Origin of the sequence: Aeribacillus sp. FSL K6-8210 (genome assembly GCF_037963925.1) — a bacterium.
Taxonomy (GTDB): domain Bacteria; phylum Bacillota; class Bacilli; order Bacillales; family Aeribacillaceae; genus Aeribacillus; species Aeribacillus composti.
Map to the genome: position 1 here is coordinate 3,819,468 of NZ_CP150172.1, position 25,616 is coordinate 3,845,083.

A 25,616-nucleotide genomic window follows, 5' to 3' on the forward strand; every position below is an offset into this window, starting at 1 on the left:
AAGAAAACATCTGCTCCTTTTTGGAACAGATGTCGAGAAATGGGGAATGGTTTGATTCTTATGACAAAACAGAAAAACATTTTTGATGAGCTCTTCGGCAATGTGGACAAGTTCTCTCTTGCTTTTTTATGTTCCTAAAATATTTGACTTGTTCAGGCTTTTATTAGCGCAGATTACTGAAATTGTTCAGACCTTATAGGGTCGTATTTAATAAAATTTCGTTCAATGATCCTACATGTTCACTTTCCAACTTTCGTTTATTCATCATATATGCCAGCTCCGACTGAAATTTGGCGCATGATGCGCATCTGCTCAAGATAAAGCTTTTGAGCCTCTTGAACGGAAACCGGCTGAAAGCGAATCTTTGCCCCTGGCACTGCTTGAGCAACGTACATCAAATCCACTGTAATAACTGTTCCGATTCTCGTATATCCGCCCGTTGTTTGCCGATCAGCCATTAAAATGATCGGCTGTCCGTCAGCAGGTATTTGAATTCCGCCAAGGGGAGCAGCTTCCGACAAAATGTCGGCAGGCTTTCTATGAGAAATTTTCGGCCCTTTCAGCCGATAGCCCATTCTGTCCGATTGCGGTGTGACTTCATATACAGAAGAAAAAAAAGTATCGATTCCTTCTTTTGTAAACGCCTCTTCATGTGGACCCGGGACAATGCGAATGGTCATGTGCTTTTCATATTTCGGGATAAGGGAAGGGGATAACATTCGGCCAATTGTGCTTGTTTTTACAGCATCTGAACCCATGATTACATCCCCTTTTTGAAGGGCTCTTCCATTTAATCCTCCTATTCCCGCTTTTAAGTACGTTGATTTGCTCCCCATGACCTTAGGGACATTAATTCCGCCTGCGATTGCGATATAAGCTCTTGCACCGCTTTTCAAACCGGTAAAAGAAAGCTGATCTCCCTTTTTCAGCAGCACGCTTTTCCATAACGGAGCGTCTTTCCCATTGATTTTTGCCGCTAGATCGCCTCCGCATATCGCAATCACAATATCACGGACGGCCCTTAAGGAAGGACCTGCGATTGTTGCCTCCAGCACCGCTTCATCTTTTCGGTTGCCGACTAAAAGATTTGCGATTTGCATGGAAAACGAATCCATAGCGCCGGCAACAACAACTCCGTATTGCTGATAGCCCGTTCTTCCTAAATCTTGAACAGTCGTTAACAAACCAGGCTTTTCAACTAACAATATTTCTTTCATCATTTTTCGCTCCCGGATTGACAATACGAATATTTTCTTCTTCCAGTCTGCTTTTTAAAGCTTCAGCAAATGCTAATGCCTTCGGACCGTCGCCATGGATGCAGATTGTATCAGCTTGAATGGGGATGTCTTGCCCGTTTATTGCCGCTACTTTTCCCTCCTTCACCATACGGAGAACTCTTTCTACCGCTTCCTCTGGATCGTGTATGATTGCATTTTTTTCTGATCTTGAAGTTAATGTTCCGTCAGGCTGATACGTTCTGTCGGCAAAGACTTCATGCGCGACCGTAAGCCCGATCTTTTCCCCCGCACGGCAAAGGACGCCTCCTGAGAGTCCATATAGGATAAGCGACTCGTCAACATCTTTTACTGCTTGAGCAATCGCCTCCGCTAACGCCTCGTCTTTTGCAGCCATATTGTATAGAGCGCCGTGGGGCTTCACATGGTTCAGCTTCATCCCTTTTGATGCCGCCACAGCCTGCAAAGCTCCAATTTGATAAACGACCATATTGTAGACTTCCTCAGGAGATACTTTCAATTCCCTTCGTCCGAATCCGGCTAAATCGTTCAACCCTGGATGAGCGCCTATCGCCACATCAAACTTTTTCGCAAGCTCTACAGTCCGCATCATGACATTATGGTCGCCGGCATGAAATCCACAAGCAATGTTGGCTGAAGAAATACAGCGAAGCAGTTCTTCATCATTGCCAATTTTAAAATGGCCGAAGCTTTCCCCTAAATCGCTGTTTAAGTCAACAGATATCATGTTTCTGCCGCCTCCTTTTTATATTTGACCACTTTATATGAACCCTTTAGCACCTGCTGTTCAATTTTTTCATATTCTCTTTCCGTAATGGGGACAAATCGGATGTAATCGCCGGCTTTTAGCAATATTGGATCTTGTTTCTGCGGATCATACAATTTGACAGGCGTTCTCCCGATGATTTGCCAGCCTCCCGGTGTTTCCAAAGGATAAATCCCTGTTTGCTCCCCGGCAATTCCGATTGAACCGGCAGGAATTCTAGATCTGGGTGTCTTTTTCCTCGGCGCCGCAATTCTTTTGTCCATTCCGCCTAAATATGGAAACCCTGGAACAAACCCAATCATATAAATCAAATAATCGGAGGATGAATGAATCTTCACTACTTCTTCTTCCGACAATCCATTCGTTTCAGCAACAAACTGAATATCTGGCCCTGCCTCCTTGCCATATAATGTCGGAATTTCAATGACTATTGGATCCGGCACTGGCATGCTTTCTATCTTTTCTCCAATTTTTAAAAGCTTTTGAGAAAGTTCATCGTACGAAATAATATTTGGTCGATAAAAAACAGCAAGGGTGGTGTAAGCAGGAACCCATTCGACTATTCCTTCAATGCGGATTTGTTCCAGCCGATATACATATTGGCGGATTTGTTGATAAATTGCTTCGGAAATCTCCGTGCCGAATTGAATGATGATTCCTGTATCACCAAGCGGTTGAATCAAAAATTCCACCGTTTTCCACCCTCCTTTTGAAAAAGTGCTTTTACGCAGCAAAACACTTATTTTTGCAGCTTCTGTGTAAAGCTTGTCAATCCGGCCAAAACGACTGCTGCGGATGTTTTTTTCAGCACTGGTGGATTGCTGCTGTTAAGCAAGTTTTCCAGTCCACATAAACCGTTAATCGAAGCGTTCGTATCAAAAAGAAATCGACATAAAAAAGCCCCGATCACTCAATGGAAGCAAAAATTTATTTAATACTCTGGTACGCAATTAAAATATACATACTCGCAGATGGCAGATCTGATTGAATTCTTTCGCTGCACAAACTGCCAGAAAAACAGGATCGCCCATAATCATGCAACGAACAATTTTCCGCAGGAAAACTCAACATCAGTCTATAGATTCAAACAAATTTAAACAGTCGAACAATCATGTTCTAAAAAAGGATTGCAGTTTGGCTCAAAAGACACTTTTTTCTCAACTGGCGAATGAAAAAGAAACTAAAATACTATATTGCGAGCGGAGACACTGTTAATACGTTCAATCGGCTACACGTTTCCCCACTATCATGCATGCGGATGCTTACTGGTGGCGGATAGACGAGATTCAATCGGCTACACGTTTCCCCACTATCACTAAATCTCGCTCAACACCGTCCAGTACCGCCACACGGGGAAAGTGCCCCCAATCTCGGAATCCATTTTTGTAAAACAGCTTTAAGCTCGGGATGTTGTGCTTGAAAATAAAGCCAAGCAAATTTTTTATTTGGAGGCTTGGAGCCTTTTCTATAGCGGTCTTCAAGGCAAAATCGCCGATTTGTTTTCCCCGGTACTGTTCATCAATGTAAATGCTAATTTCCGCAGTTCCGTTATAAGCAGGCCTTCCATAAAAGGATTGAAAGCTGAGCCAGCCAGCTACGTTTCCATCCTGTTCGATCATCCACAACGGTCTCGTTTTTGGATTGTGCTCATGAAACCACTGTATGCGGTCTTCCACTGAAATAGGTTCAGTATCAGCTGTCACCATCCGGCTTGGGATCGTTGAATTGTAGATCGAGACGATTTTAGGCAAGTCATGTATCGTTGCATCTCGAAAAAGAATATTTTCCACGTGCTTCTTCCTTTCTCTTGCTTAGATTGATTCTATTATATATGGAATAAAGTGAATTTTCGATCGCTTCACATTATGTTTTGAAAAAATGCTTCGGCAAGCCTGCTTTCTCGCTTGCACCTTACCGTACGTTGTTTCTTGTACCGTTTATGAAAAATTTTTTGGTCTGTTCTTTATGAAAAATTCAGCAGCCTATGCTCATTTAATTTTTACCAGATATGATTTAGACAAAAAAAAACCTACTCGTTTGAGTAGGATTGTATTGGTTAAGGTTTAGTTGTAGAATTATCAGATTTTTCTTGTTCTGAATTTTCCTTTGACTGAGATTGTTCTTCATCAGGCTGAGTTTCATCTGATGGGGCTGTTTCGTCTGAAGTAGCTTCCTCTCCATCTTTATTTTCTTCTTTTTGTGCTGCCCCGTCAGAAGGCTCTTCAACAGATTTTTCAGTTAAACTTGTTAACGGCTCGTCCATGTAGTTTAATGGATTGTAGGCTTTACCGTCTTTGCGGATCTCAAAGTGAACATGGACGCCAGCGTCTTTATTGAATTGGTTTTTCCCAGCTTGTCCGATAATTTCTCCTTGTTTAACTTTGTCGCCGACCTGTACTTTCGTATCGGCAAGCGATTGGTAAATGGTTTTTACACCGTTTTCATGTTCAATTTCTACGACATATCCTAAAAGAGAATCTTTTTCAGCTTTTGCAACCGTTCCGCTTAAAGATGCAATGACTTCAAATGCTTTTCCATCATTTGATGCGATATCGATACCTTGGTTTGGATGGTATGTGTTATTATGGAAGACAAGTGCCGTTTCTTGTTCTTTTTCTGAAGCATTAAAGTCATAAAAGTTTGTTACTACCTTCACAGCATCAGGATCGATGGCCGGCATTTTGAAGTTTTCGACGGATTGATTTACTTCCACCGATTGATCTTCATTATAGGAAACGTCTGTACCATCGTCCGTTGATAAATCGTTTGCATCATTGTTGCGGATTGCTTGATACCATAAAACGGCTGTTAAAATAACGGCTGCACTGACTAAATAAATAGCAGGAAAAACCCATTTTTTTCTGAAAAACTGTTGGAACTTCGAGCCTTGAGAAGTACGTTTCTTTTCTTCCTCTCTCATTGTTCATCACCTCAGCAACCATTGTGAACAAGTTTGAGAGAATCTATACATCAAAATAAAATTTTTTCTTTTATTTTTTGCCATTTCTTTTTTTCTATGCATATTGTTGAAAAATATTTGAAGGAGTTTGGATCATGAAGAAGTTTGCGGTATATGTAATCAGTATTTTACCGATTATGTATATGGCGGTCATTTGGATCTTGTCGAGCTATCCAGCTGACACTTTCGTCAAAACGCCGTTTTCGTTCGACCATTTATTGAAAGAGTCGCTTCATCTCATTGAGTTCGGAATTCTTTATTGGCTTTTCATTTTCGCCTTCGCTGTCCATGAAAAGCTTACAGAAAAATTAAGTTTCGCCTCAGCGATGATCGCTGTTTTTTACGGGCTGTGTGATGAAATTCATCAATATTTCGTTCCCTCAAGATCTGCGACATTCATTGATCTTATTAAGGATACAATCGGTGTTTTCGCATCCTACTATATCGTCAAAATCTTTTATTTCCAAAAAGACGAATCGAAGCTAAAAACGTTTTTTTGCAAATTAGCAGCATTAAAAAGATCCCAGCGCTTTTAAGGCTGGGATCTAAAAAAGAATTTATCGAATCGATCAATATTTCATTTAGTTCGAAATGAAGTTGGCAGCTTACTGGCACTATCAGCGGTTCCCCTAAAGAAAATCGAGTAGGAGGGAGCGATTAACTCCCGTCCTCTCACACCACCGTACGTACGGTTCCGTATACGGCGGTTCAATTAAGATGATTGACGCAAGTCTTTATAACTTCCGTGAATAGCTGTTCTCTTTATGCCAGTGGTCACTCCACCCTCCAAGAGGTCTCCCACGGGATTCACCGCTTCCTTCCTCAAGTGAGGTACTACGTTTTCTGTGTTCATCATGACTCACTGAATGCCAAGGGCTATTCTCTCTTAATTGTTCGGTCCTTCTTAGTTGTTCTAGACCAACTAATACTATGACCTCTGCTGACTTCTGACGGTTCAGCTACTTATCACTAAGTAGGTTATGAAGCGCATTTCACCTATCCGCCAGACCTCCCCGGGTAAGTACATGCACTTTCACACCATCTATCCGCCTCATTTACTCGATATGACCTTCGACAGAAAGAGCTTTGTTTTGTTTGGCAAACTCACTCAATCATACCTAGCCTTATATGAGGTTCGTGTTCCTCGGACCGGTGTTTTGCCTCCAGCTTCCTTCAGATTCCGCGTCACCACGGACACCCTTGCTCTTGGCTAACCTCTACTTCTGTCTTCGGGGTTCGGGACTTACACCCTATAGTTCATGTACATGCCGGGCGCACCAAATGTGAGAAAACCGATTACCGATTTTCTTACAAAACGCACCGATTTTTTATTTTTTCGCCATATATTTTGATAAAAACGGGTTGGCTTGCGAAATTTCAATTCCCTGGTAGTAATGTGAGACAATCTCTTTATAATTTTTCCCTTCCTGCGCCATAAAATTGGCACCGTACTGACTCATGCCGACTCCGTGTCCGTATCCTTTTGTCGTAACAATAATTTGGTCGCCTTTCAATGTCCACGAAAAATCCGTTGACCTTAGACCTAGCTTTTCTCTTATTTCCCTTCCAGTAAACTTTTTCCCGTTAATTTCGACTAGAGCGACCCTGTGTCCTGGCGTCCTTTCGATAATTTTTCCAATTGAATTGCCTTTCCCTATTTTAATCCCTAATTTTTGTTCAAACTCTTGAACGGTAAATACCTCCCTAGCGAGAAATTTTTCCGATTTCTCATCCCAAGGGCTTTCCACGCTTTTTAAATAAGGAAGGGCGTTCGGCCAAATGGCCTCCGAATTTTCCGTATATCCATTGCTCGTTGAAAAAAAAGAAGCATCAATCGGCTTGTCGTCATACGTTAAAATTTGGCCTCTTGTTTCGGCAACAGCTTCTTTAATCTTTTTTATTTTCCAATCAAAATCTTTTTTCCAAATTCTCCTTAATTCTTCTTCATTTTTATAAACTTGATGGAGCTCAGTATCCGTGACTACCGCTCCTTCGGGAGAGCCGACATTTTGGCCCGTAAACAGCTCTTTCACGATGTACGTTCTAGCAGCTAAAGCTTGAGCCTTTAACGCTTCTTTTTCAAATTCTGCGGGCATCTCGGCGGCGACAACACCGACCACATATTCTTCAAGCGGAACTTCATCAATTTTTTTTTCTTGGGAACGATAAATTGGTACAGAAACTTTTGATTCCTTTTGTAGCACATCCGTTGTTTCCTTCTCGGCTAGTTCCTCGCCAAGCGTAGCTTTCGTCTTTTCGACAAACGGGGCTACCAGCAAACTTGGCACCATCAAAATAATGAAAAATATTGCTGCAAAAAAAAGAAAGAACGGTTTCACTCGTTTCATATTACAGCCCCCATTTCTTTTATCGCTGACTTTAGTAAAGTTTATGGGGAAGGACAACCTTTTATGACTGAAATCGGAGATGCTGTTTGCAGGGGGAGTTTTATGTATAAAACGAAAAAATATGAAAAAAATAAGCGGGTAATACGAAAAAGAAGCTAGCATCTCCCTAAAAGAGGCTAGCTTCTTTTGTGAAATTATACATTTAAATTCGTTGCAACGGCTTGTTGTTCAATTGCCGGGATGTCTGCTTCATCATTGACGCGTTCAATATCTGCGCCAAGCTCTTTTAACTTCTCATGAAAACGGACGTAGCCGCGATCTAAATGCTTCAGCTCCGTAACCCGTGTATACCCTTCTGCAGCAAGCCCAGCTAAAATTAATGCAGCTGCCGCTCTTAAATCGGTTGCCGTTACTTCTGCACCTTGAAGCTTTACAGGACCATTGATAATACAAGAGCGGCCTTCGATTTTAATATCTCCGTTCATACGACGAAATTCTTCTACATGCATAAAGCGGTTTTCAAATACCGTTTCGGTAATTACGCTAGTTCCGTTTGCCTGAAGCAGCAGGGCCATCATCTGAGACTGCATGTCAGTAGGAAAACCTGGATGAGGCATTGTTTTAATATCCACTGCCTTCAATGTTTCCGGACCAATGACACGAATGCCTTCTTCTTCCTCGATAATGGTTACGCCCATTTCTTCCATTTTCGCAATTAATGATGTCAAATGCTCCGGAACTGCTCCTTTTACAAGAACATTCCCTTTCGTAATGGCAGCAGCAACCATAAATGTTCCTGCTTCAATACGATCTGGAATAATTAAATGCTTTGCACCGTGCAAGGAATCTACACCTTCAATTCTGATAGTACCAGTGCCTGCGCCGCGGACATTTCCGCCCATTTTGTTTATAAAATTCGCAAGGTCGACAATTTCAGGTTCCTTTGCACAGTTTTCGATTACAGTTGTTCCTTCTGCAAGTGCGGCTGCCATCATAATGTTTTCTGTTGCGCCGACACTTGGGAAATCCAAATAAATTTTGGCTCCGCGAAGTCTGCCATTCACTTCTGCGTCAATAAAGCCGTTGCCGACTTTTATCGTTGCACCCATCGCTTCGAAGCCTTTCAAGTGCTGATCAATCGGACGGGATCCGATGGCACATCCTCCCGGCAAAGCAACACGTGCACGGCCTTTGCGGGCAAGAAGAGGTCCCATAACAAGCACAGATGCACGCATTTTTCTAACATATTCAAATGACGCTTCCGTTAAAAGCTCTCCGCATGCATCGACAACTACTTGATTACCATCAAAACGAACCTCTGCTCCGAGATAGCGGAGAACTTCGTTTATCGTGTAAACATCGGAGAGCTTAGGAACATCACAAATTTCACTCTTTCCTTCACTAGCTAATAAAGATGCAGCGATGACAGGTAAAACGGCATTTTTAGCTCCTTCGATCTTTACTGTACCGTTTAACTTTCGACCGCCGCGGACGATGATTTTTTCCAAGGTATTCCCCTCCGCGTCCCATTTTCTCTATATTAATATTCAGTTGTAATAATAGGTGTTCCTACTGTTACAGTAGTTCTTTCGCCCATTCCTGCACTTCTGAGCGAAATTTGAATGTTCATCTTTCCATTTTTCGTTTCAATAGAATGATCCCAATCGTTTGTAAAACCGGATATGGAAACGAAGCGTTGCTCGTTTAAGCTTTCCACCGGTTTTGCATGAAACCTTTTTAAAAGGTTATTTGCCTCAAAAAACAAAACACCTTCCATCTTATCATCTGTATAGCCTTTGACACAAGTGAAAAATGTAGGATTTCCAGGAATTTTGTCGAAAATGTGACGGTTAAAATAGCGCTCCAGCTTCATCCATGCACGGCCATTCCAACGTTTCCCTGTTGCTTCATATATAACTTGAATTTTCGGGCTTGCTTTTGCATGAGGTTTAATAATTTGCAATGTTTCAGTGATCTGCTTATCGCTGTTGTAATAAGTGCCGGTCCACTTTTCAAAATTACCGCTTTCCAAGTAAGACCAATTAAATTGACGAAACTGTGTGTAGATTCGTTTCACTTTTTTGCTTTTTTGAGAAAAAGAAAATTTTGCAAAAATTGACCATTCTGCCACATCTATGTTTTGTTGATGAAATTGCTCCACGATTTCCTCTACATGAATATCGTGTCTTTCAGCATTCGTTCGTTCTGTGTGCCAAGCTGACAAAAGAAAACCGAATAAAAATATGAAAATAAAGACAAAATATAAATTTTTCACCGCCATCACCCTTTCCTTATTAAAAGTGTTGCCGGAAAGGGTTTTGGCATACGTGGAAAAAGTCGTCAAGATTAGACAACAGCCTTTATGTATTCATTGTCCCTCGACATGTTTAAAAAAGATATTGCAGCTGCTGTGACCAAAAAAAATAGTTCAAGAAAAAATTGCTCACTGATGACGCAATGGCGATGGTCAATAAAATGAGCAAAAGCCTTGTCTCGACAACTCTTCCTTTACGAATGATTTTTTCAATTTGAAGAGCCTGTAAAGCCCGCCAAGTTAGAAAAATAAATACTAAATTTACTATGATGCTAATGAGCGCCTGCTGGCCTAGCCCCGCCACATTACTCCTCCTTCCGAAATCTTCCTTTCTTGTTTCACAAACCCACTTTATTATATAAAAATCTTTCCTATTCATGCACACTTTTTATTTGATTTTGTGAAAAACAATGGTTAGGCAGTTTTTTCATGTTGTTATTTCTTATAAATGAAGCATTCATTGATGTGGAATGTAGATAGGAGGTCAATTCGTTATTTTTGGATTTGCAGTTTTAGAGTTGAATGATGCGATTACATGTTGTCCATTTTTTGCTGTCAATAAAAGTAAGTTGCCGATTTTTTGCATCCAGGCTAGAGCCAACATTGCAAAATAGCCATGATCATGATTTCTTAGTTTTTTCAAAAAAGACGGCCCGAACTTAAACGCCGGGACGTCTTAAATGAGAAATTAGAAGTTCTTCTTCGCCACGTTAATACGATTGATGGCACGTTGCAGCGCCAGCTCAGCACGTTTAAAATCTATGTCTTCCTGCCCTTGGCCTTTGCGCTGCAAGCGTTCCTCAGCACGTTTCTTTGCAGCTTCCGCGCGGGCAACATCGATATCTTCAGCTCTTTCAGCTGCTTGTGCCAAGATCGTGACTTTATCAGGGCGAACTTCCAAAAAACCTCCGCTGACAGCCACGAGTTCTGTATTATTTCCTTTTTTCAGCCGAACTGCGCCAATTGCAAGCGGCGCAACCATTGGAATATGACCAGGCAAAATTCCAAGCTCGCCGCTTTGAGCTTTGGCGCTGACCAATTCTATATCCGCATCATAAACTGGGCCATCGGGAGTGACGACACTGACTTGTACGGTCTTCATATTCAGTTCCTCCTAGGGTCCCAAAATATTATACTTCAACGCCCATTTGCTTCGCTCTTTCAAGGACATCTTCAATTGTGCCCACTAAGCGGAACGCATCTTCAGGAATGTGGTCGTACTTACCTTCAAGAATTTCTTTAAATCCACGTACAGTCTCTTTTACAGGCACATATGAACCAGGCTGCCCTGTAAACTGCTCAGCAACGTGGAAGTTTTGTGATAAGAAGAATTGGATTCTTCTAGCACGATGTACAACAAGCTTATCTTCATCTGAAAGCTCGTCCATACCAAGGATTGCAATAATATCTTGCAACTCTCTATATCTTTGCAATGTTGCCTGAACTTGGCGGGCAACGTTGTAATGCTCTTCACCGACGATTTCCGGAGCCAATGCACGTGACGTTGAAGCAAGTGGATCCACCGCTGGATAAATACCCATCTCTGACAGCTTACGGTCAAGGTTTGTTGTCGCATCTAAGTGTGCGAATGTTGTAGCCGGAGCAGGGTCTGTATAGTCGTCAGCAGGCACGTAAATCGCCTGAATCGATGTAACAGAACCTACGTTTGTTGATGTAATCCGCTCCTGCAATTGTCCCATTTCTGTCGCAAGCGTCGGTTGGTATCCAACAGCAGAAGGCATACGTCCAAGCAACGCAGATACTTCGGAACCAGCTTGTGTAAAGCGGAAGATGTTGTCGATGAAGAAGAGAACGTCTTGCCCTTGTTCATCACGGAAATATTCAGCCATTGTCAAACCTGTTAATGCAACGCGCATACGCGCTCCAGGCGGCTCGTTCATTTGTCCGAACACCATTGCTGTTTTGCTGATAACGCCGGAGTCTTTCATTTCAAAGTATAGGTCGTTTCCTTCACGAGTACGCTCCCCAACTCCAGCAAATACGGAAATACCGCCGTGCTCTTGTGCAATGTTATTGATCAGCTCTTGGATTAAAACCGTTTTTCCAACTCCTGCACCGCCGAACAAGCCGATTTTTCCACCTTTAATATATGGAGCAAGCAAGTCAACAACTTTGATTCCTGTTTCCAAAATTTCAACTTGTGTTGACAGCTGTTCAAATTTCGGAGCAGGCTTATGAATTGGATCCCGGCGCGCTTCCGCTGGAATCGGGTCTCCAAGGTCAATATGTTCCCCTAACACATTGAATACCCGTCCTAATGTGACATCTCCAACTGGCACGGAGATTGGAGCGCCTAAGTCTTCGACTTCCATTCCGCGCGTTACGCCGTCCGTTGAAGCCATAGCGATTGTCCGAACGGTGTCATCCCCTAAATGAAGCGCTACTTCCAACGTTAAATCAATGTCTACCTCGTTCTCATTGCGCGCTTTATGTGAAATTTTTAGGGCGTTATAAATTTCCGGCAAATGTCCGCTTTCAAACTTTACGTCCACTACCGGACCCATTACTTGAACTACGCGTCCTTTCATGTTCCTGTTTCCCTCCTAACGTACTGTTTCAGTGATCTATTCAAGCGCTGATGCCCCGCCAACAATTTCTGTAATTTCTTGCGTAATCGCTGCCTGACGAGCTCTGTTGTAGGAAAGAGTCAGCGTATTGATCAGTTCCTTTGCGTTGTCTGTTGCATTCTTCATTGCCGTCATTCTCGCAGCATGTTCGCTTGCTTTGCTGTCAAGCAAGGCGCCGTAAATCAAACTTTCAGCATATTGCGGCAAAAGCACTGCCAAAATGTCTTCCTGAGACGGTTCAAATTCATAAGACGTCATTTTTTTATTCGCAGCGATGTCCGAAAGCGGCAGCAGCTTTTTCTCCGTTACTTCCTGCTGGATGGCGCTGACATAATGGTTGTAGAACATATAAATTTCATCTACTTTTCCATCCTCGAACAGCTTGACTGTATTGGAAGCAATTTCTTTAATATCCGAAAAGCTTATATCATCGCCTAATCCGACAATTTCTTCAACGACAGGCATACCGCGTTTTTTGAAAAAATCGCGGCCGACTTTTCCGATGGCAATCACGGCATATTCATCCGTCGAACGATGCCGTTCTTGAATCGTTTGATAAACGGCGCGCAGCACGTTGCTGTTAAACGCACCGGCAAGCCCGCGATCCGATGTAATGACAACGTATCCTGTCTTTTTGACCGGACGCTTTTCAAGCATCGGGTGGCTTACGTCCGTACTCCCAAGGGCGATGTTTGCCACAACTTCTTGAATTTTTTCCATATAAGGCACAAATGACTTGGCGCTGGTTTCCGCCCGATTCAGCTTCGAAGCTGAAACCATCTCCATCGCCTTTGTAATTTGGCTTGTCTTCTTCGTCGAATTGATGCGTGTTTTAATATCGCGCAACGATGCCAAAGGTTCTCACCACCTTTTTGAAAAATAGCCGATCATGTTTTGAAAACGGCTGTGAAAAGAATCCCCGTATTTTCACAGCCTTATCGTTCTTTATTCAGAAACTGCAAAAGTTTTTTTGAATCCTTTGATGGCTTTTTCCATTTTCTCGTCTTCAGGCAGATTTCCTGTCGAACGGATTTCTTCAAGAAGCTCTTTTTCATTTTGATCTAAATAAGCATAAAATTCTTCTTCAAAGCGGCGAATATCCTCAACAGGAATATCATCTAAAAATCCTTTTGTTAAGGTGTAAAGGATCATGACTTGTTTTTCAACTGGGATCGGCTTGTTGATGCCTTGCTTCAATACTTCAACTGTACGCATACCGCGGTTTAACTTCGCCTGAGTTGCTTTATCTAGATCAGAACCGAATTGAGCGAATGCTTCAAGCTCTCTGTATGCTGCAAGGTCTAGCCGAAGCGTACCCGAAACTTTTTTCATCGCTTTGATTTGCGCTGCACCGCCGACGCGGGAAACGGACAATCCGGCGTTTACCGCAGGACGCACACCTGAGAAGAATAGGTCAGATTGCAAGAAAATTTGTCCGTCTGTAATGGAAATTACGTTCGTAGGAATGTAAGCTGAGATGTCGCCAGCCTGCGTTTCAACAAATGGTAATGCCGTCAAAGATCCGCCGCCTTTTGCATCGCTAAGTTTTGCTGCGCGTTCCAATAGACGGGAGTGCAAGTAAAAGACATCCCCAGGGAACGCTTCACGTCCAGGTGGACGGCGTAGTAATAGAGAAAGCTCACGGTAAGCGGCAGCTTGCTTTGAAAGATCATCATATACGATAAGGACGTGTTTTCCTTGGTACATAAAATATTCGCCCATAGATACACCGGCATATGGGGCCAAATAAAGCAATGGAGCCGGTTGAGACGCAGATGCCGTTACAACGATCGTATAATCTAATGCGCCGTGTTTACGGAGTGTTTCAACAACATTTCGAACTGTTGATTCTTTTTGTCCGATCGCAACATAGATACAAATCATGTTTTCTTCTTTTTGGTTAATGATTGTGTCGATCGCAATTTGCGTTTTACCTGTTTGACGGTCACCGATGATGAGCTCGCGTTGTCCGCGGCCAATTGGGATAAGAGCGTCGATCGCTTTAATACCCGTTTGCAGCGGTTCATGAACAGATTTCCGGTCCATGACGCCTGGGGCAGGGCTTTCAATCGGACGTGTTTTTGTTGTTTCAATCGGGCCTAACCCGTCCACTGGTTGTCCAAGCGGATTTACAACGCGGCCGATCAGCTCTTCTCCAACAGGAACTTCCATAATCCGTCCTGTTCTTCTCACTTCATCGCCTTCACGAATGTCTTTAAAAGGGCCTAAAATAACAATACCGACGTTATTTTCTTCAAGGTTTTGGGCTAATCCCATAACGCCGTTTGAAAATTCGACAAGCTCACCGGCCATGACATTGTCGAGGCCATGAGCACGTGCGATCCCGTCACCTACTTGAATAACTGTGCCGACATCGCTAACTTCTATTTCAGACTGATAGTTTTCAATTTGCTTTTTTATCAGTGCACTAATTTCTTCAGCTTTGATGCTCATGAGTTTCACCCCTATCTACGAACTTTTCGCTAAATTCCGCCCGATGCGTTCGAGCTTACTCTTGATGCTACCGTCAAAAATACGATTGCCGATTTGAAGTTTCAGTCCGCCAATTAAGTTCTGATCAATGATGTTTGTGATCTTAAGCGATTTTTTTCCGACCTTTTGCGCAAATACTTCTGAAAGAGCCTGCTTTTCTTCATCCTTCAACGGACGGACGGAGTAAACCGTTGCTTCTGCTGTTTGCTGTTCTTCATTTGCAAGCTCCACAAAGTTATCTACAAGTTCAGGAACTAAGCGGATGCGATGGCGATCGATAAGCAGAAGAAGAGTATTGATAATTTCAGCACTCAATGAAGAAAACGCTTCATTGACCAATGATTTTTTATTTTCGAGCAACACCTTCGGATGCTCTAAAATTTGCAGCAATTTTTGATTTTCAATAAACACCTGCTTTACAATCCGCAATTCTTCTTCAAACTGCTTCACTTGATTTTTTTCCTTTGCAATTTGAAAAAGAGCTGACGCATAGCGCTTTGCCACTCCGCCAATCATAACTGTTCTCCTACCTCTTTAATATAATCATTGATCAGCTTCTCTTGCTCAGCCTCATTCAATTCTTTTTCAATCACTTTAGAAGCAATAAGAACGGATAATGATGCCACTTGATTACGCAATTCAGCAACGGCTTGCTCTTTTTCGTGTTCGATTTCTTTCTTGGCTGCTTCTTTCAGTCTTTCTGCCTCCGCACGAGCCGCTTGGATGATATCTTCTTTTTGCTGTTCGCCGAGTTTTTTCGCATTTTCAACAAGCTCCTGTGCTTCGATGCGGGCTTGCTTTAATAGCTCACGCTGCTCTTCGGCAAGCTTTTTGGCTTCCGCATGCTTTTCTTCCGCAGCGTTTATTTCATTTGCAATAAATTCTTCCCTCTGTTTCATAATGCCCATAAGCGGACCAAAAGCATATTTTTTGAGCAATGCTAACAAAACTAAAAATACAACGAGCTGAACGAGCATATCTCCTGCTGCGAAGCCTCCAGCTCCGAGGGCAAATTCAACTGTTAACACGGCTTCGTTTCACTCCCTTCAAAACTTCCGTTTTCCAACTACCGGCTATATTGGGACTCTGTTACCATTCACAACATAAAGGAATGGCGAAGATGCTTAAATAACTTCGCCATTTCCTCTTTTTCACTTGCTGTCCTTTCGATTCGGACTTCACGCAAATTGATTGCATGCACTTCTAAAAAGCCTTTTTCCAACACCAATCTGGGCAAGGCTCTTTTGAAATTTTTGAATTATGCACCAAAAGCCATAAATGCAATAACAACCGCGATAATCGGAATCGCCTCAACCAACGCAACCCCGATAAACATAGTTGTTTGAAGCATACCGCGCGCCTCAGGTTGACGTGCAATACCTTCTACTGTACGAGATACGATAAGTCCGTTACCAATACCAGCACCAAGTGCCGCTAAACCAATTGCAATTGCAGCTGCTAATAAATTCATGAATAAAGTCCTCCTTTATTTGTTTAAAAATAATTTTTTACACAAAAATTATGATGAAGTCATTTATTTTTAATGGTCATGGCTAACTTTATGCGCCATATAAACCATTGTTAACATTGTAAAGATAAAAGCTTGGATTGCACCTACAAAAATACTGAATGCCTGCCACGCCATCATCGGAATAATTGCCCCGATGAAGCCGAATGCTCCGCTAGTTGCCAAGCTGACAAGCAGACCTAGCAAAATTTCCCCAGCATAGATGTTACCGTAAAGACGAAGACCAAGCGTCAACGTGTTTGCAAACTCTTCAATAATTTTAAGCGGGAACAAAAACGGCAGTGGCTTGAAAAAGTCGCTTCCATAGGCGGAAAAGCCCTTTAATTTAATCCCGTAATAATGCGATAAACCGACGACTAAAATGGCCAGTGTCAGCGTTATGGTAGGATCAGCCGTAGGCGATTTCCACCAAAGCTCATGGTCAACAACGATAGCGAATGGTAGACCAAGCATATTGGAAACAAAAATGTACATGATGAGCGTCATTCCTAAAGTAAGGAATCGGCCTCCTGTCTGCCAGTCCATCGTGCTGTTAATAATGTTTTTCACAAAATCCATGACCCATTCCAAAAAGTTTTGCATGCCCGTTGGCTTCATTGCCAAAGAGCGGGTCGACAATACGGCGATGATAAATACAATTGCGCTAGATACAAGAATCATTAAAATATTGGACAAATTAAATTCAAGCCCTAATAATTTTACTATCGGCGCTTCGTGACCCAACAAAATTCACCTCTCTTCCCAAGCTTGTCCGCAAATGTATAGAATAGAATCTATCATAATGACAATATAGATTGTCATTAAACCAATAACCACGCTAATTAAATGGAAATGTTCAGGGAATTTAAGTGCGATTAATACCGCTAATCCTGCGGCTGCCATCCTTGAAACCGTTCCAAGCGAACGTGCTGTACGGCCTTCTTCAATTGCTTGCTGTATTTGCTTTGATTTACGCACTAGTATCCATAAATTATAGAGGCTAAAGCTTGTACCAAGGGCAAGACCGAGGAAAATATCTTGATAAGGAGTAAACCCACATGCTAACACATAGATGGCAAGCAAAAACAGCAAATATTTTTTGCTGCGCACAAACAATTTTTCAATACGATCCATAGTTACCGTTCATTCTCCTGAAAAAAATGTTGGACTAATCTCAGCATCGCAACTATTCCCGCAGCCAGTCCAATTAGAAGACCAATGATCAAAAAAACGGGTTCTGTATGCAACTGTCGATCAAGCCATCTTCCTGCAAAAACCCCAACGAGCACTGATCCTGCCAAATAGGAAAGAATGGCGGTCATTAAAGCGTATGCTCGGAGCGGATGGTGCTCTTTTTGCCGCATTGGGTATGTCCTCACAATATAAAATTACCTTATTTTTTATTATATCAAAAGGCTGTTGAAAACCTTATCATCCCACCCCGTTTAGCATACAATAGGCACCATTCAATGTCAATCTGTTTCACGTCAAAAGTTGAGCTATTTGTTAAGAATATCACAATTTGTTCACAAATATTTTTGCTGTTTCTATTGACTTTTTAATATTTTTTTATCTAAAATGATTGTCGTTTCATAGCTGCTTTCTTCCCCGTCTTTTTTTGCAAAAATGAGCGCTTTGTAAACGCCGTTTGGAATGTCCTTAAATTGCCCGGAAATATCTCTTTTCAACAAACCTCCCGGGATATTTCTTTGCCAGTCTAAAAACCCTTTGAATGTTAAAGTATCCGGATCATACAGGGCAATCCCGAATTCATCCGCCCCTTGCGGCAAATAAAGTTCATAATGGTACATATTCCCTTGATCGGCAAGCCCAAATTCAAATCCCATGATTTTTGGATAATTCGGTTCGCCAACAACGAATAAATATGGAAGGCGGATTGTCTGGCTGCCGGCTGTCACAAGAAGAGTCCCGTCATACAATCCTTCCCTCAATGATTTTGGTGCAACATCAATCGAGACGGATACTTCTCTTTTCCCGTTAGCAGGAACCTTTACGGAAATAGGGAGCTGCCATTGAACCCCTTTTTGATAATGCGGTTTAGAAAAAACAAACGTTTTTTCTTGATCGGAGAGATTTTCAAGAGTTAACGTGATCTCTTTCTTTTTCCTGCCGATATTTTTGTGAAATTGACCGAATGATAGAGATGCCGGATAAATGAGAGCTCTTGTCTGAACAGCCGATAAAATATCGATTCTTCCCGCCCCCTGCTCAAACACCTTGTACAGCCTTCCATTTTGATCATAAAGCGGTTTAGCAGTATTCATCATAGCTGCTTTTATTTGTTCCGGCGACCAATCTGGATGCTTTTGTTTGATCAATGCCGCTGCACCTGCTATATGCGGAGCAGCCATGCTTGTTCCTTGAAGAGCCATATACCCTTTAGGTATTGTGCTGTCAATTGCTACACCAGGCGCGACAAGATCGGGCTTCACTTCCCATGTGACTGTTACCGGTCCTTTTGATGAAAAGGGTGCGAGGCGATCTTTTTCTATCTGAATGGTTGTTTTGATGAACGATTTTTCATTCAATTGTTTCAGCAGCCATTCGCCATCTTCCTTTGAGATGGAGACAACAGGAAAGTCCAATTTTTCTTCTAAATTGCCGGTAAATCTCCCTTTCATGTTGTTGCAAATAATCAACGCTTGGGCTCCGGCTGATTTTGCATTTTTCACTTTTTCGGCAAACGTGATCTCCCCGCGCTTCACCAAGGCTATTTTTCCTTTAACAGAAGGTTTAAAGTCTTTTTTCTCCCCTAAGCCTGCATATTCTATCCGTCCTCTAATTGTTGTCCAAGGGGCAGAATTGAACAAAGATTCAGCTGGTATTTTCTTTTGAAATCCTGAAAGGGTTAAATACTTTACGTCAAGCGGCGGTGTCGATGCGCCGACGGAAATTGCTTTGCTTGCAGTGCCAGGCGAACCGACGGTCCAAATGTTAGGTCCAGAGTTTCCGCTTGATACAACTGCAGTTATCCCCTCTTCAACGGCTCGGTTTAACGCCAGGCTTGTCGGATAATCCGGACCGTTCACATCATTGCCAAGGGAAAGATTTACGATATCTACTTGATCCTCAATCGATTTTTCAATCGCTGCAATAACTTGGTCTGTCGTCCCGTACCCATGAGGGCCAAGCGCTCTATAGGCAATGATGGAGGCTTCCGGAGCAACCCCTTTCAATTTTCCATTTGCCGCTATAATTCCTGCTACGTGAGTGCCGTGAATTGTCCTCGAATTGTCTTTCGCGACTGTTTCCATTGGGTCTTTGTCTTGATCTACAAAATCAAATCCGCCTTGATAATTTTTTTGTAAATCTCGGTGGTTGTAGTCGATCCCCGTATCTATAACAGCTACTTTCACTCCTTTTCCTGTCAATCTTTCATCCTTCGCGTCAAAATAGCCGCGTGCATCGATGCCGCCTATAAAAGGAACACTTTCTTCAACCGTTGCTTGAAAAGTCGTTACAGGCTCTGCATGTTCAATGTAAGGCTCTTTTACTAGCTGATCTAGATCTCTTTTTTTCCCTTTTACTGAAAATCCGGTAAACGTTTTTTTATATTCCCAGCAAATGTTTATTTCCGGATATTTTTTTTGAATCAACTCTTTTATTTTTGAAAGGTTCTGATCTGACAAAACAATGATCATTGTGACTTGTTCATCAGCATTCTCTTCAGGGATTTGTGGATGTTCGGGGAAGGTCTTTGCAAAAGCAGTTATATCAAAAACGTGGAAAATGAAGAAAAAAAGCAAACAAATTCGCACTGAAGGGTTTCCCATTTCTATCACCTCAGCACTTATTGTTCGCTATGAACATCAGTTTATTGCATGAAAAAAGTCGTTTTAAGGGAAAAGTGAGAAATTGATGGAGCTGTTTAATAAGTCGTTTTTACGGCTTATTGACGCCTATTAATGTTTCAGAAACGTTGATATATCGATGTTTATGATTTTGTGTTTTCAAATGGGGATTTGACTTTCTGGACAGCTCCTTATATTAATGAATTTTTCATACTATACAAAAAAGAAAGAGAGGGCACTTCACTTCGCCCTCTCCTGTTATTTTGTACCAAATAAACGGTCTCCTGCATCTCCTAAACCTGGTACGATATAGCCATGGTCGTTTAATTTCTCATCAAGTGCGGCAATGTAAATATCGACATCTGGATGAGCTTCTTCCATTGCTTTTACCCCTTCAGGAGCAGCTACTAGACACATGAAACGGATATTTTTTGCACCGCGTTTTTTTAGACACTCTATTGCTTCAACTGCTGAACCGCCGGTAGCCAGCATTGGGTCAACAACGATGAAATCCCGCTCTTCCACATCAGAAGGAAGTTTTACATAGTATTCTACAGGCTTTAATGTTTTCGGATCCCGATATAACCCGATATGGCCGACTTTTGCGGCAGGAATCAGTTTCAAAATGCCGTCAACCATTCCTAGCCCCGCACGTAAAATGGGAATAACCCCAAGTTTTTTTCCTGACAAGATTTTTGTTTTCGCTACTCCTACCGGGGTTTCTACTTCCACTTCCTCCAGCGGAAGATCTCGTGTTATCTCAAACGCCATTAATGTAGCAATCTCATCCACAAGCTCTCGAAATTCTTTTGTTCCGGTTTTTTTATCGCGAATATAGGATAGCTTATGCTGAATTAACGGGTGATCAAATACAAACACTTTGCCCAAGTTTCACATCTCCTTTTCTTTTGCCTCAATAGATTTTACAGAAAAAATTTTTGAGTTTCAACATTTTCATCAACCTTTTTCGACAACATTCCAAACGATGAAATCCATTTTAAATAGTTTTAAGAGGCAGAAAATTAAAATAAAAAAAAGCGTCCGAAGCATGTGGCTTCGAACACTCAATATTTCCTCAATAATTTGGGTAGAGCGGGAATTTTTCTGTTAAAGCTTGCACCCGTTTTCTCGCTTCTTCCAATTTAACTTCGTCTTGATGGAATTTCAATGCAAATGCAATAATCGATCCGATTTCATCCATTTCTTCCAAACCAAAACCGCGGCTTGTGACAGCTGCCGTTCCAATACGGATTCCGCTTGTAACAAAAGGCGATTCAGGATCGTATGGAATCGCGTTTTTATTCACAGTAATGCCGATTTCGTCCAAAACATGTTCAGCAACTTTTCCTGTTAATTGCAGGTTGCGGACATCAACTAAAATCAAATGGTTATCTGTTCCTCCAGATACTAAAGTCAGTCCTTCTTCTTTTAATTTTTCTGCCAGCCGCTTCGCATTGTTGATAATGTTTTGCGCATATGTTTTAAATTCTTCTTGTAAAACTTCTCCCAATGCTACCGCTTTTGCTGCAATAACATGCATTAACGGACCGCCTTGAATGCCTGGGAAAATGATTTTATCAATTTGTTTTGCAAATTCTTCTTTGCATAAAATCATTCCGCCTCTTGGACCGCGAAGTGTTTTATGCGTCGTAGTTGTTACAAAATGGGAGTACGGCACAGGATTTTGATGAAGACCTGCAGCAACAAGGCCGGCAATATGAGCCATGTCAACCATTAAGTAAGCTCCCACTTCATCAGCGATTTCCCGAAACTTTTTAAAATCAATTTCACGAGGATAAGCGCTGGCACCAGCAACAATGATTTTCGGTTTATGCTCAAGAGCTTTAGCTCGAACATCATCATAATCGATAAGATGAGTGTTAGGATCAACACCGTATTCAACAAAATTAAATTGCATTCCGCTGAAGTTTACCGGACTTCCATGCGTTAAATGGCCGCCGTGAGACAAATTCATTCCGAGAACAGTGTCCCCATGATTTAAGACAGCATAGTAAACAGCCATATTGGCTTGAGAACCGGAATGCGGCTGAACGTTTGCATGCTCAGCTCCAAAAATTTTTTTCGCCCGTTCGCGAGCTAAATCTTCCGCAACGTCAACATATTCGCATCCTCCATAGTAGCGACGTCCCGGATAACCTTCTGCATATTTATTTGTTAATACAGAACCTTGGGCCTCCATTACCGCTTCACTGACAAAATTTTCTGACGCAATCAATTCGATTTTCGTACGCTGGCGCTTTAATTCGTTCTGTATCGCTTCATATACTTCAGGATCCTGTTGTTGAATATATTTCATGAAATGTTCCCCCTCTAGTCTTTCATCGATTGAACGGCACAGGCGAGCGACAAAATCGTCATGCCGATCTACTTATTAATCAGAATAACCGTATTGATCATCCTTTGGCAACCCTTTTCTTTTATGTAAGCGTATTCTTCCCAAACTTTTTTTTGGCATGAATAGTTTTTAATTCGGAATTTCTTAAAACCTCGATTCTGCCTGTATACTTAAACTATCAGTTTGTAAAATGAATCATGTCTTGTACAACTCGACCAACGGAGCTTCTATACCTAGCTCAATGCACAGAGTCGTCAAGCAGGAAATGATCGGCAACCTGTATTTTCACTAAACAAAATCGCATCAAAGTTTGATACGACTTTTGCTTACAATTTCTAAAGATGGAGGGGCCCCGATACTTCAAAGAAATGATGTGCATGTTTTTTTTCGTTCCGCTCCACTTCTTTTATAAAAAATAGCAGCACAAACCATGACGTAAGTTCGCACTGCTAATATTCGAATGTTTATTTTGTATAAACTGCCCGCGCACCGCCGATAAGCTTCGGCCGGCTAAAAGCTAAGTTTACATGGGCTTGTCCGACTTGCTTGACCGAACTTCTAACAGGGACAGCAACATGCTTTAAATGCATGCCAATAAGTGTATCTCCGATGTCAATGCCTGCATCTGCCTTAATAAATTCAACAACAACCGGATCCCTCATATGCTCATAAGCAAACGCTGCCATGGAACCGCCTGCTTTCGGGATTGGGATGACAGAAACGATTTCGTAATTGCGCTTTTCTGCTGTTTCCCGTTCAACGACAAGAGCGCGATTCAAATGCTCGCAGCATTGAAAAGCGAGCTCTACACCTGTTTCTTTTTGAAATTCCGATAATGCAGAAAATATCATTTCGGCAACATCCGTATTTCCGGCAGTGCCGATTTTTTCTCCGATTACTTCGCTCGTTGAGCACCCTATGACAATCAGCTGCCCTTTTTGAATTGGTGCTTTTTCTTTAAAATCGGCCAGCACTGTTAAAAGCTGTTCCCGGTATTCTTGCAATTCCGGCATTCGATCATCACCTTATAAATGGGTTTCTTCATATTTTGAAATTTTTTCTATTCTATTCGCATGCCTGCCTCCCACATATTCAGTTGTTAGCCACGTTTTCACAATTTCGCGGGCAAGTCCCGGCCCGATGACACGTTCACCCATTGCAAGCATGTTGCTGTCGTTATGCTCCCGGGTTGCTTTTGCGCTAAACACATCATGTACAAGGGCGCAGCGAATACCTTTTACTTTATTGGCCGCTATTGACATTCCGATCCCTGTTCCGCAAATTAAAATACCGCGGTCAAATTCGCCTTTCGCGACTCGTTCAGCTGCCGGCAATGCGTAATCAGGATAATCAACTGATGTCCCACAGTCGCAGCCAATATCTTCGTATTCGATATTCATCTCGTCAAGCAATTTTTTGATTTCTTCACGTATGTTGACCCCTCCGTGATCTGAGGCAATTATGACTTTCACTAGATGCTCCTCCTTTTTATTTTTCATAAGTAAATCGATCGATTACTTTCTTTAGCTGCTGAGCGCTTGCTTCAAGCTCTCTCGTTAATTGATTAATGTTAGAAATATTATCAGCTTGTTCTTGTACAGATGAGGCCACTTCCTGTGCACCAGCAGATGTCTCTTCGGCAATCGCTGCCACTTCTTCGGATTGCGCTCCTGTTTGTTGAATGCTTTTTTGCTGTTCGTCCATCAGCTCGCTGATCACCTTAACCGCTTCGGCAACATGCAAAATCGATTTCGACATCTCCACAAGAATTTTCTCTGTTTCTTTCCCTCTTTGCGCTTCTTGTCGAGCTGTTTTCACTTGATCTCCAATCTGTTCAACAACATTGCTTACTTCTTTTTGAATGTTAGAGATCAGCTCGGAAATTCCTTGAACAGCTTTGGCGCTTTGGTCAGCAAGCTTTCGAACTTCTTCCGCAACGACAGCAAACCCTCTGCCGTGTTCACCTGCTCTTGCCGCTTCAATTGACGCGTTCAGCGCCAGCAGGTTTGTTTGATCGGCAATATCGCCGACAAGGGATACAATAGTCTCCACCTTTTTGGCATTTTCTTCAAGACGCTGTACCGCCAAAATAGATTGCTCGTTTTTTTCGGCCAACGATTGAATCCCTTTAATTAAAGATTGAAATATCTTTTTGCTTTGGTCAAGTGATTGAACCATTTCATTCGCCATTTTTTCGGATACTTTTGCTTTTTCTTTTACCTGACTAGCAAGCTCTACCGTATCTTCCACCGCTTCTGCTGTTTCCTGAATAGCAGCCGCCGATTGGTCGGCTCCTGTTGAAATTTCCTTAATCGTATATGAAATGCTTTCAGCTTGTCTTGTTGCCTGTTCTGTTGCAGCATGTATTTGTTTCACCTGCTCATTTGTTTGCTCAAAATTTATTTCAATGTTTTTCACCATATGTCTTAAATTGGAAAGCATTTCATTAAAGGCTCTGCTTAAGGACCGAATTTCATCATCTGATTTGATGTCAGGAACATTTACGGAAATATCGCCATCGGCCGCTATAAGAGCAGCCTTTTCAAGCCGCTTTAGCGGAGAAATAAGAAATCCAGCTGCAATAGCTGTTAAAATCCCTGACCATATGATTCCAAGAGTCAGCGTCAAAATGGTAAAAGATGTTCGGTCAATATATTGTTTCACATACTCGTATACAACATAAATGAAAAATCCGCTTGTTGAATATGTAATAAGAGCAACAATCGTAATAAAGATGACGATTTTTAAACGGATGCTGAATTTGTATCGATTCTTGTTTTTCACAGAGTCCACCTGCCTGCTAATTTGTTTCTAATTTTGAAATAAGCTTTTGAAGCAATTGCTCCAGCTCTTCCCTTGTTTTTCTGTACTTTTCCACGGAACTGCCAAACGGATCGGTAATATCACGTATCTCCTCATCTTTTCCAACAACGAACTCGCTTACCGTAAATGTTTTTTCGGCTGCTTTAGGAAAAAATTGGCATAATATGTTTTTATGATCTTTAGTCATCGTAAATACATATGTTGCCCAATCGATATGTTCTTCCGTAAGTTTTGAAGCACTGTGCTCAACATGTATTCCCTTTTCCTCCAGCACTTTTTTTGCATTTTCTGAAATTTTCTGCCCATCCAATGCAAACACGCCTGCTGAACGAACGTTAAATCGGCCGTTTTTTTGCAAATGCTTAAAAATAGCCTCCGCCATCGGGCTTCGACA

27 protein-coding genes are annotated in these 25,616 nt (G+C 42.0%); 1 reads left to right on the forward strand and 26 read right to left on the reverse strand.

The window, feature by feature from the left end; translation table 11 throughout:
* Positions 1–257: 257 nt before the first annotated feature.
* The 5 genes from NSQ41_RS18440 to NSQ41_RS18460 all read right to left on the reverse strand — a co-directional run bounded on the left by NSQ41_RS18440 (position 258) and on the right by NSQ41_RS18460 (position 4,942).
* Positions 258–1,217 (reverse strand): biotin-dependent carboxyltransferase family protein, encoded by a 960-nt coding sequence (locus NSQ41_RS18440; RefSeq protein WP_339210636.1) that lies wholly within the window; start codon positions 1,215–1,217, stop codon positions 258–260.
* Positions 1,195–1,983 carry a 5-oxoprolinase subunit PxpA gene (locus tag NSQ41_RS18445; protein WP_339210638.1) on the reverse strand — a complete coding sequence of 263 codons (789 nt, stop codon included), beginning with the start codon at positions 1,981–1,983 and terminating at the stop codon, positions 1,195–1,197. The genes NSQ41_RS18440 and NSQ41_RS18445 overlap by 23 nt, the downstream gene beginning before the upstream one ends.
* Positions 1,980–2,714 carry a 5-oxoprolinase subunit PxpB gene (gene pxpB, locus NSQ41_RS18450; protein WP_339210639.1) on the reverse strand — a complete coding sequence of 245 codons (735 nt, stop codon included), beginning with the start codon at positions 2,712–2,714 and terminating at the stop codon, positions 1,980–1,982. The genes NSQ41_RS18445 and pxpB overlap by 4 nt, the downstream gene beginning before the upstream one ends.
* Before the next feature lie 594 nt (positions 2,715–3,308).
* Positions 3,309–3,812 (reverse strand): GNAT family N-acetyltransferase, encoded by a 504-nt coding sequence (locus tag NSQ41_RS18455; RefSeq protein ID WP_063389004.1) that lies wholly within the window; start codon positions 3,810–3,812, stop codon positions 3,309–3,311.
* Positions 3,813–4,078: 266 nt separating this feature from the next.
* Positions 4,079–4,942: a M23 family metallopeptidase gene (locus tag NSQ41_RS18460; RefSeq protein ID WP_339197998.1), complete on the reverse strand. Its 864-nt coding sequence runs from the start codon at positions 4,940–4,942 to the stop codon at positions 4,079–4,081.
* Positions 4,943–5,076: 134 nt separating this feature from the next.
* On the opposite strand from NSQ41_RS18460, the gene NSQ41_RS18465 reads away from it, so the two are divergent.
* Entirely contained in the window at positions 5,077–5,517 is a 441-nt protein-coding gene (locus NSQ41_RS18465; protein ID WP_339198000.1) for a VanZ family protein, read from the forward strand.
* 792 nt (positions 5,518–6,309) lie between these two features.
* On the opposite strand, the gene spoIID is transcribed toward NSQ41_RS18465, so the two are convergent.
* From spoIID to NSQ41_RS18570, 21 genes are all read right to left on the reverse strand, one after another.
* Positions 6,310–7,329, reverse strand: a complete 1,020-nt coding sequence (spoIID, locus tag NSQ41_RS18470; protein WP_339210641.1) for a stage II sporulation protein D — start codon at positions 7,327–7,329, stop codon at positions 6,310–6,312.
* Between the two features lie 194 nt (positions 7,330–7,523).
* The gene (gene murA / locus NSQ41_RS18475) at positions 7,524–8,837 is read right to left on the reverse strand and encodes a UDP-N-acetylglucosamine 1-carboxyvinyltransferase (RefSeq protein WP_311066654.1); all 1,314 of its coding nucleotides are present in this window, start codon (positions 8,835–8,837) and stop codon (positions 7,524–7,526) included.
* 32 nt (positions 8,838–8,869) lie between these two features.
* A complete protein-coding gene (locus tag NSQ41_RS18480; protein ID WP_327848526.1) occupies positions 8,870–9,604 on the reverse strand; it encodes a YwmB family TATA-box binding protein in 735 nt (244 codons plus the stop codon).
* A 112-nt stretch (positions 9,605–9,716) separates the two neighbouring features.
* Complete coding sequence (locus NSQ41_RS18485) at positions 9,717–9,947, reverse strand: DUF1146 family protein (protein WP_162877012.1); 231 nt, start codon at positions 9,945–9,947, stop codon at positions 9,717–9,719.
* A gap of 384 nt (positions 9,948–10,331) precedes the next feature.
* The gene (locus tag NSQ41_RS18490) at positions 10,332–10,745 is read right to left on the reverse strand and encodes a F0F1 ATP synthase subunit epsilon (protein WP_063389011.1); all 414 of its coding nucleotides are present in this window, start codon (positions 10,743–10,745) and stop codon (positions 10,332–10,334) included.
* A 28-nt stretch (positions 10,746–10,773) separates the two neighbouring features.
* Positions 10,774–12,192 (reverse strand): F0F1 ATP synthase subunit beta, encoded by a 1,419-nt coding sequence (gene atpD, locus NSQ41_RS18495; RefSeq protein WP_066251292.1) that lies wholly within the window; start codon positions 12,190–12,192, stop codon positions 10,774–10,776.
* A 36-nt stretch (positions 12,193–12,228) separates the two neighbouring features.
* Positions 12,229–13,086: an ATP synthase F1 subunit gamma gene (atpG, locus tag NSQ41_RS18500; protein WP_066251293.1), complete on the reverse strand. Its 858-nt coding sequence runs from the start codon at positions 13,084–13,086 to the stop codon at positions 12,229–12,231.
* A 90-nt stretch (positions 13,087–13,176) separates the two neighbouring features.
* Complete coding sequence (gene atpA / locus NSQ41_RS18505) at positions 13,177–14,685, reverse strand: F0F1 ATP synthase subunit alpha (protein ID WP_063389014.1); 1,509 nt, start codon at positions 14,683–14,685, stop codon at positions 13,177–13,179.
* Positions 14,686–14,700: 15 nt separating this feature from the next.
* Positions 14,701–15,240: a F0F1 ATP synthase subunit delta gene (locus NSQ41_RS18510; RefSeq protein ID WP_063389015.1), complete on the reverse strand. Its 540-nt coding sequence runs from the start codon at positions 15,238–15,240 to the stop codon at positions 14,701–14,703.
* The gene (gene atpF, locus NSQ41_RS18515) at positions 15,237–15,701 is read right to left on the reverse strand and encodes a F0F1 ATP synthase subunit B (protein WP_082830384.1); all 465 of its coding nucleotides are present in this window, start codon (positions 15,699–15,701) and stop codon (positions 15,237–15,239) included. The genes NSQ41_RS18510 and atpF overlap by 4 nt, the downstream gene beginning before the upstream one ends.
* 281 nt (positions 15,702–15,982) lie before the next feature.
* Positions 15,983–16,195, reverse strand: a complete 213-nt coding sequence (gene atpE, locus NSQ41_RS18520) for a F0F1 ATP synthase subunit C (RefSeq protein WP_063389017.1) — start codon at positions 16,193–16,195, stop codon at positions 15,983–15,985.
* A 69-nt stretch (positions 16,196–16,264) separates the two neighbouring features.
* Entirely contained in the window at positions 16,265–16,975 is a 711-nt protein-coding gene (gene atpB, locus NSQ41_RS18525; RefSeq protein ID WP_327873303.1) for a F0F1 ATP synthase subunit A, read from the reverse strand.
* Between the two features lie 6 nt (positions 16,976–16,981).
* Positions 16,982–17,365, reverse strand: coding sequence for an ATP synthase subunit I (locus NSQ41_RS18530; RefSeq protein WP_339210643.1), 384 nt, complete (start codon positions 17,363–17,365; stop codon positions 16,982–16,984).
* 2 nt (positions 17,366–17,367) lie between these two features.
* Complete coding sequence (locus tag NSQ41_RS18535) at positions 17,368–17,595, reverse strand: AtpZ/AtpI family protein (RefSeq protein ID WP_066251303.1); 228 nt, start codon at positions 17,593–17,595, stop codon at positions 17,368–17,370.
* 183 nt (positions 17,596–17,778) lie between these two features.
* Positions 17,779–20,025: a S8 family serine peptidase gene (locus NSQ41_RS18540; protein WP_339210646.1), complete on the reverse strand. Its 2,247-nt coding sequence runs from the start codon at positions 20,023–20,025 to the stop codon at positions 17,779–17,781.
* A gap of 276 nt (positions 20,026–20,301) precedes the next feature.
* Complete coding sequence (gene upp / locus NSQ41_RS18545; RefSeq protein WP_063389021.1) at positions 20,302–20,931, reverse strand: uracil phosphoribosyltransferase; 630 nt, start codon at positions 20,929–20,931, stop codon at positions 20,302–20,304.
* Positions 20,932–21,118: 187 nt separating this feature from the next.
* Positions 21,119–22,360: a serine hydroxymethyltransferase gene (gene glyA, locus NSQ41_RS18550; protein ID WP_311066659.1), complete on the reverse strand. Its 1,242-nt coding sequence runs from the start codon at positions 22,358–22,360 to the stop codon at positions 21,119–21,121.
* A gap of 503 nt (positions 22,361–22,863) precedes the next feature.
* Positions 22,864–23,412, reverse strand: a complete 549-nt coding sequence (locus NSQ41_RS18555) for a TIGR01440 family protein (RefSeq protein ID WP_063389023.1) — start codon at positions 23,410–23,412, stop codon at positions 22,864–22,866.
* A gap of 12 nt (positions 23,413–23,424) precedes the next feature.
* Positions 23,425–23,871, reverse strand: a complete 447-nt coding sequence (gene rpiB, locus NSQ41_RS18560; RefSeq protein WP_063389024.1) for a ribose 5-phosphate isomerase B — start codon at positions 23,869–23,871, stop codon at positions 23,425–23,427.
* 16 nt (positions 23,872–23,887) lie between these two features.
* On the reverse strand, positions 23,888–25,183 hold the full coding sequence (locus NSQ41_RS18565) for a methyl-accepting chemotaxis protein (protein ID WP_066251307.1): 1,296 nt from the start codon (positions 25,181–25,183) through the stop codon (positions 23,888–23,890).
* A gap of 16 nt (positions 25,184–25,199) precedes the next feature.
* On the reverse strand, positions 25,200–25,604 hold the full coding sequence (locus NSQ41_RS18570; RefSeq protein ID WP_066251512.1) for a low molecular weight protein arginine phosphatase: 405 nt from the start codon (positions 25,602–25,604) through the stop codon (positions 25,200–25,202).
* Positions 25,605–25,616 lie beyond the last annotated feature (12 nt).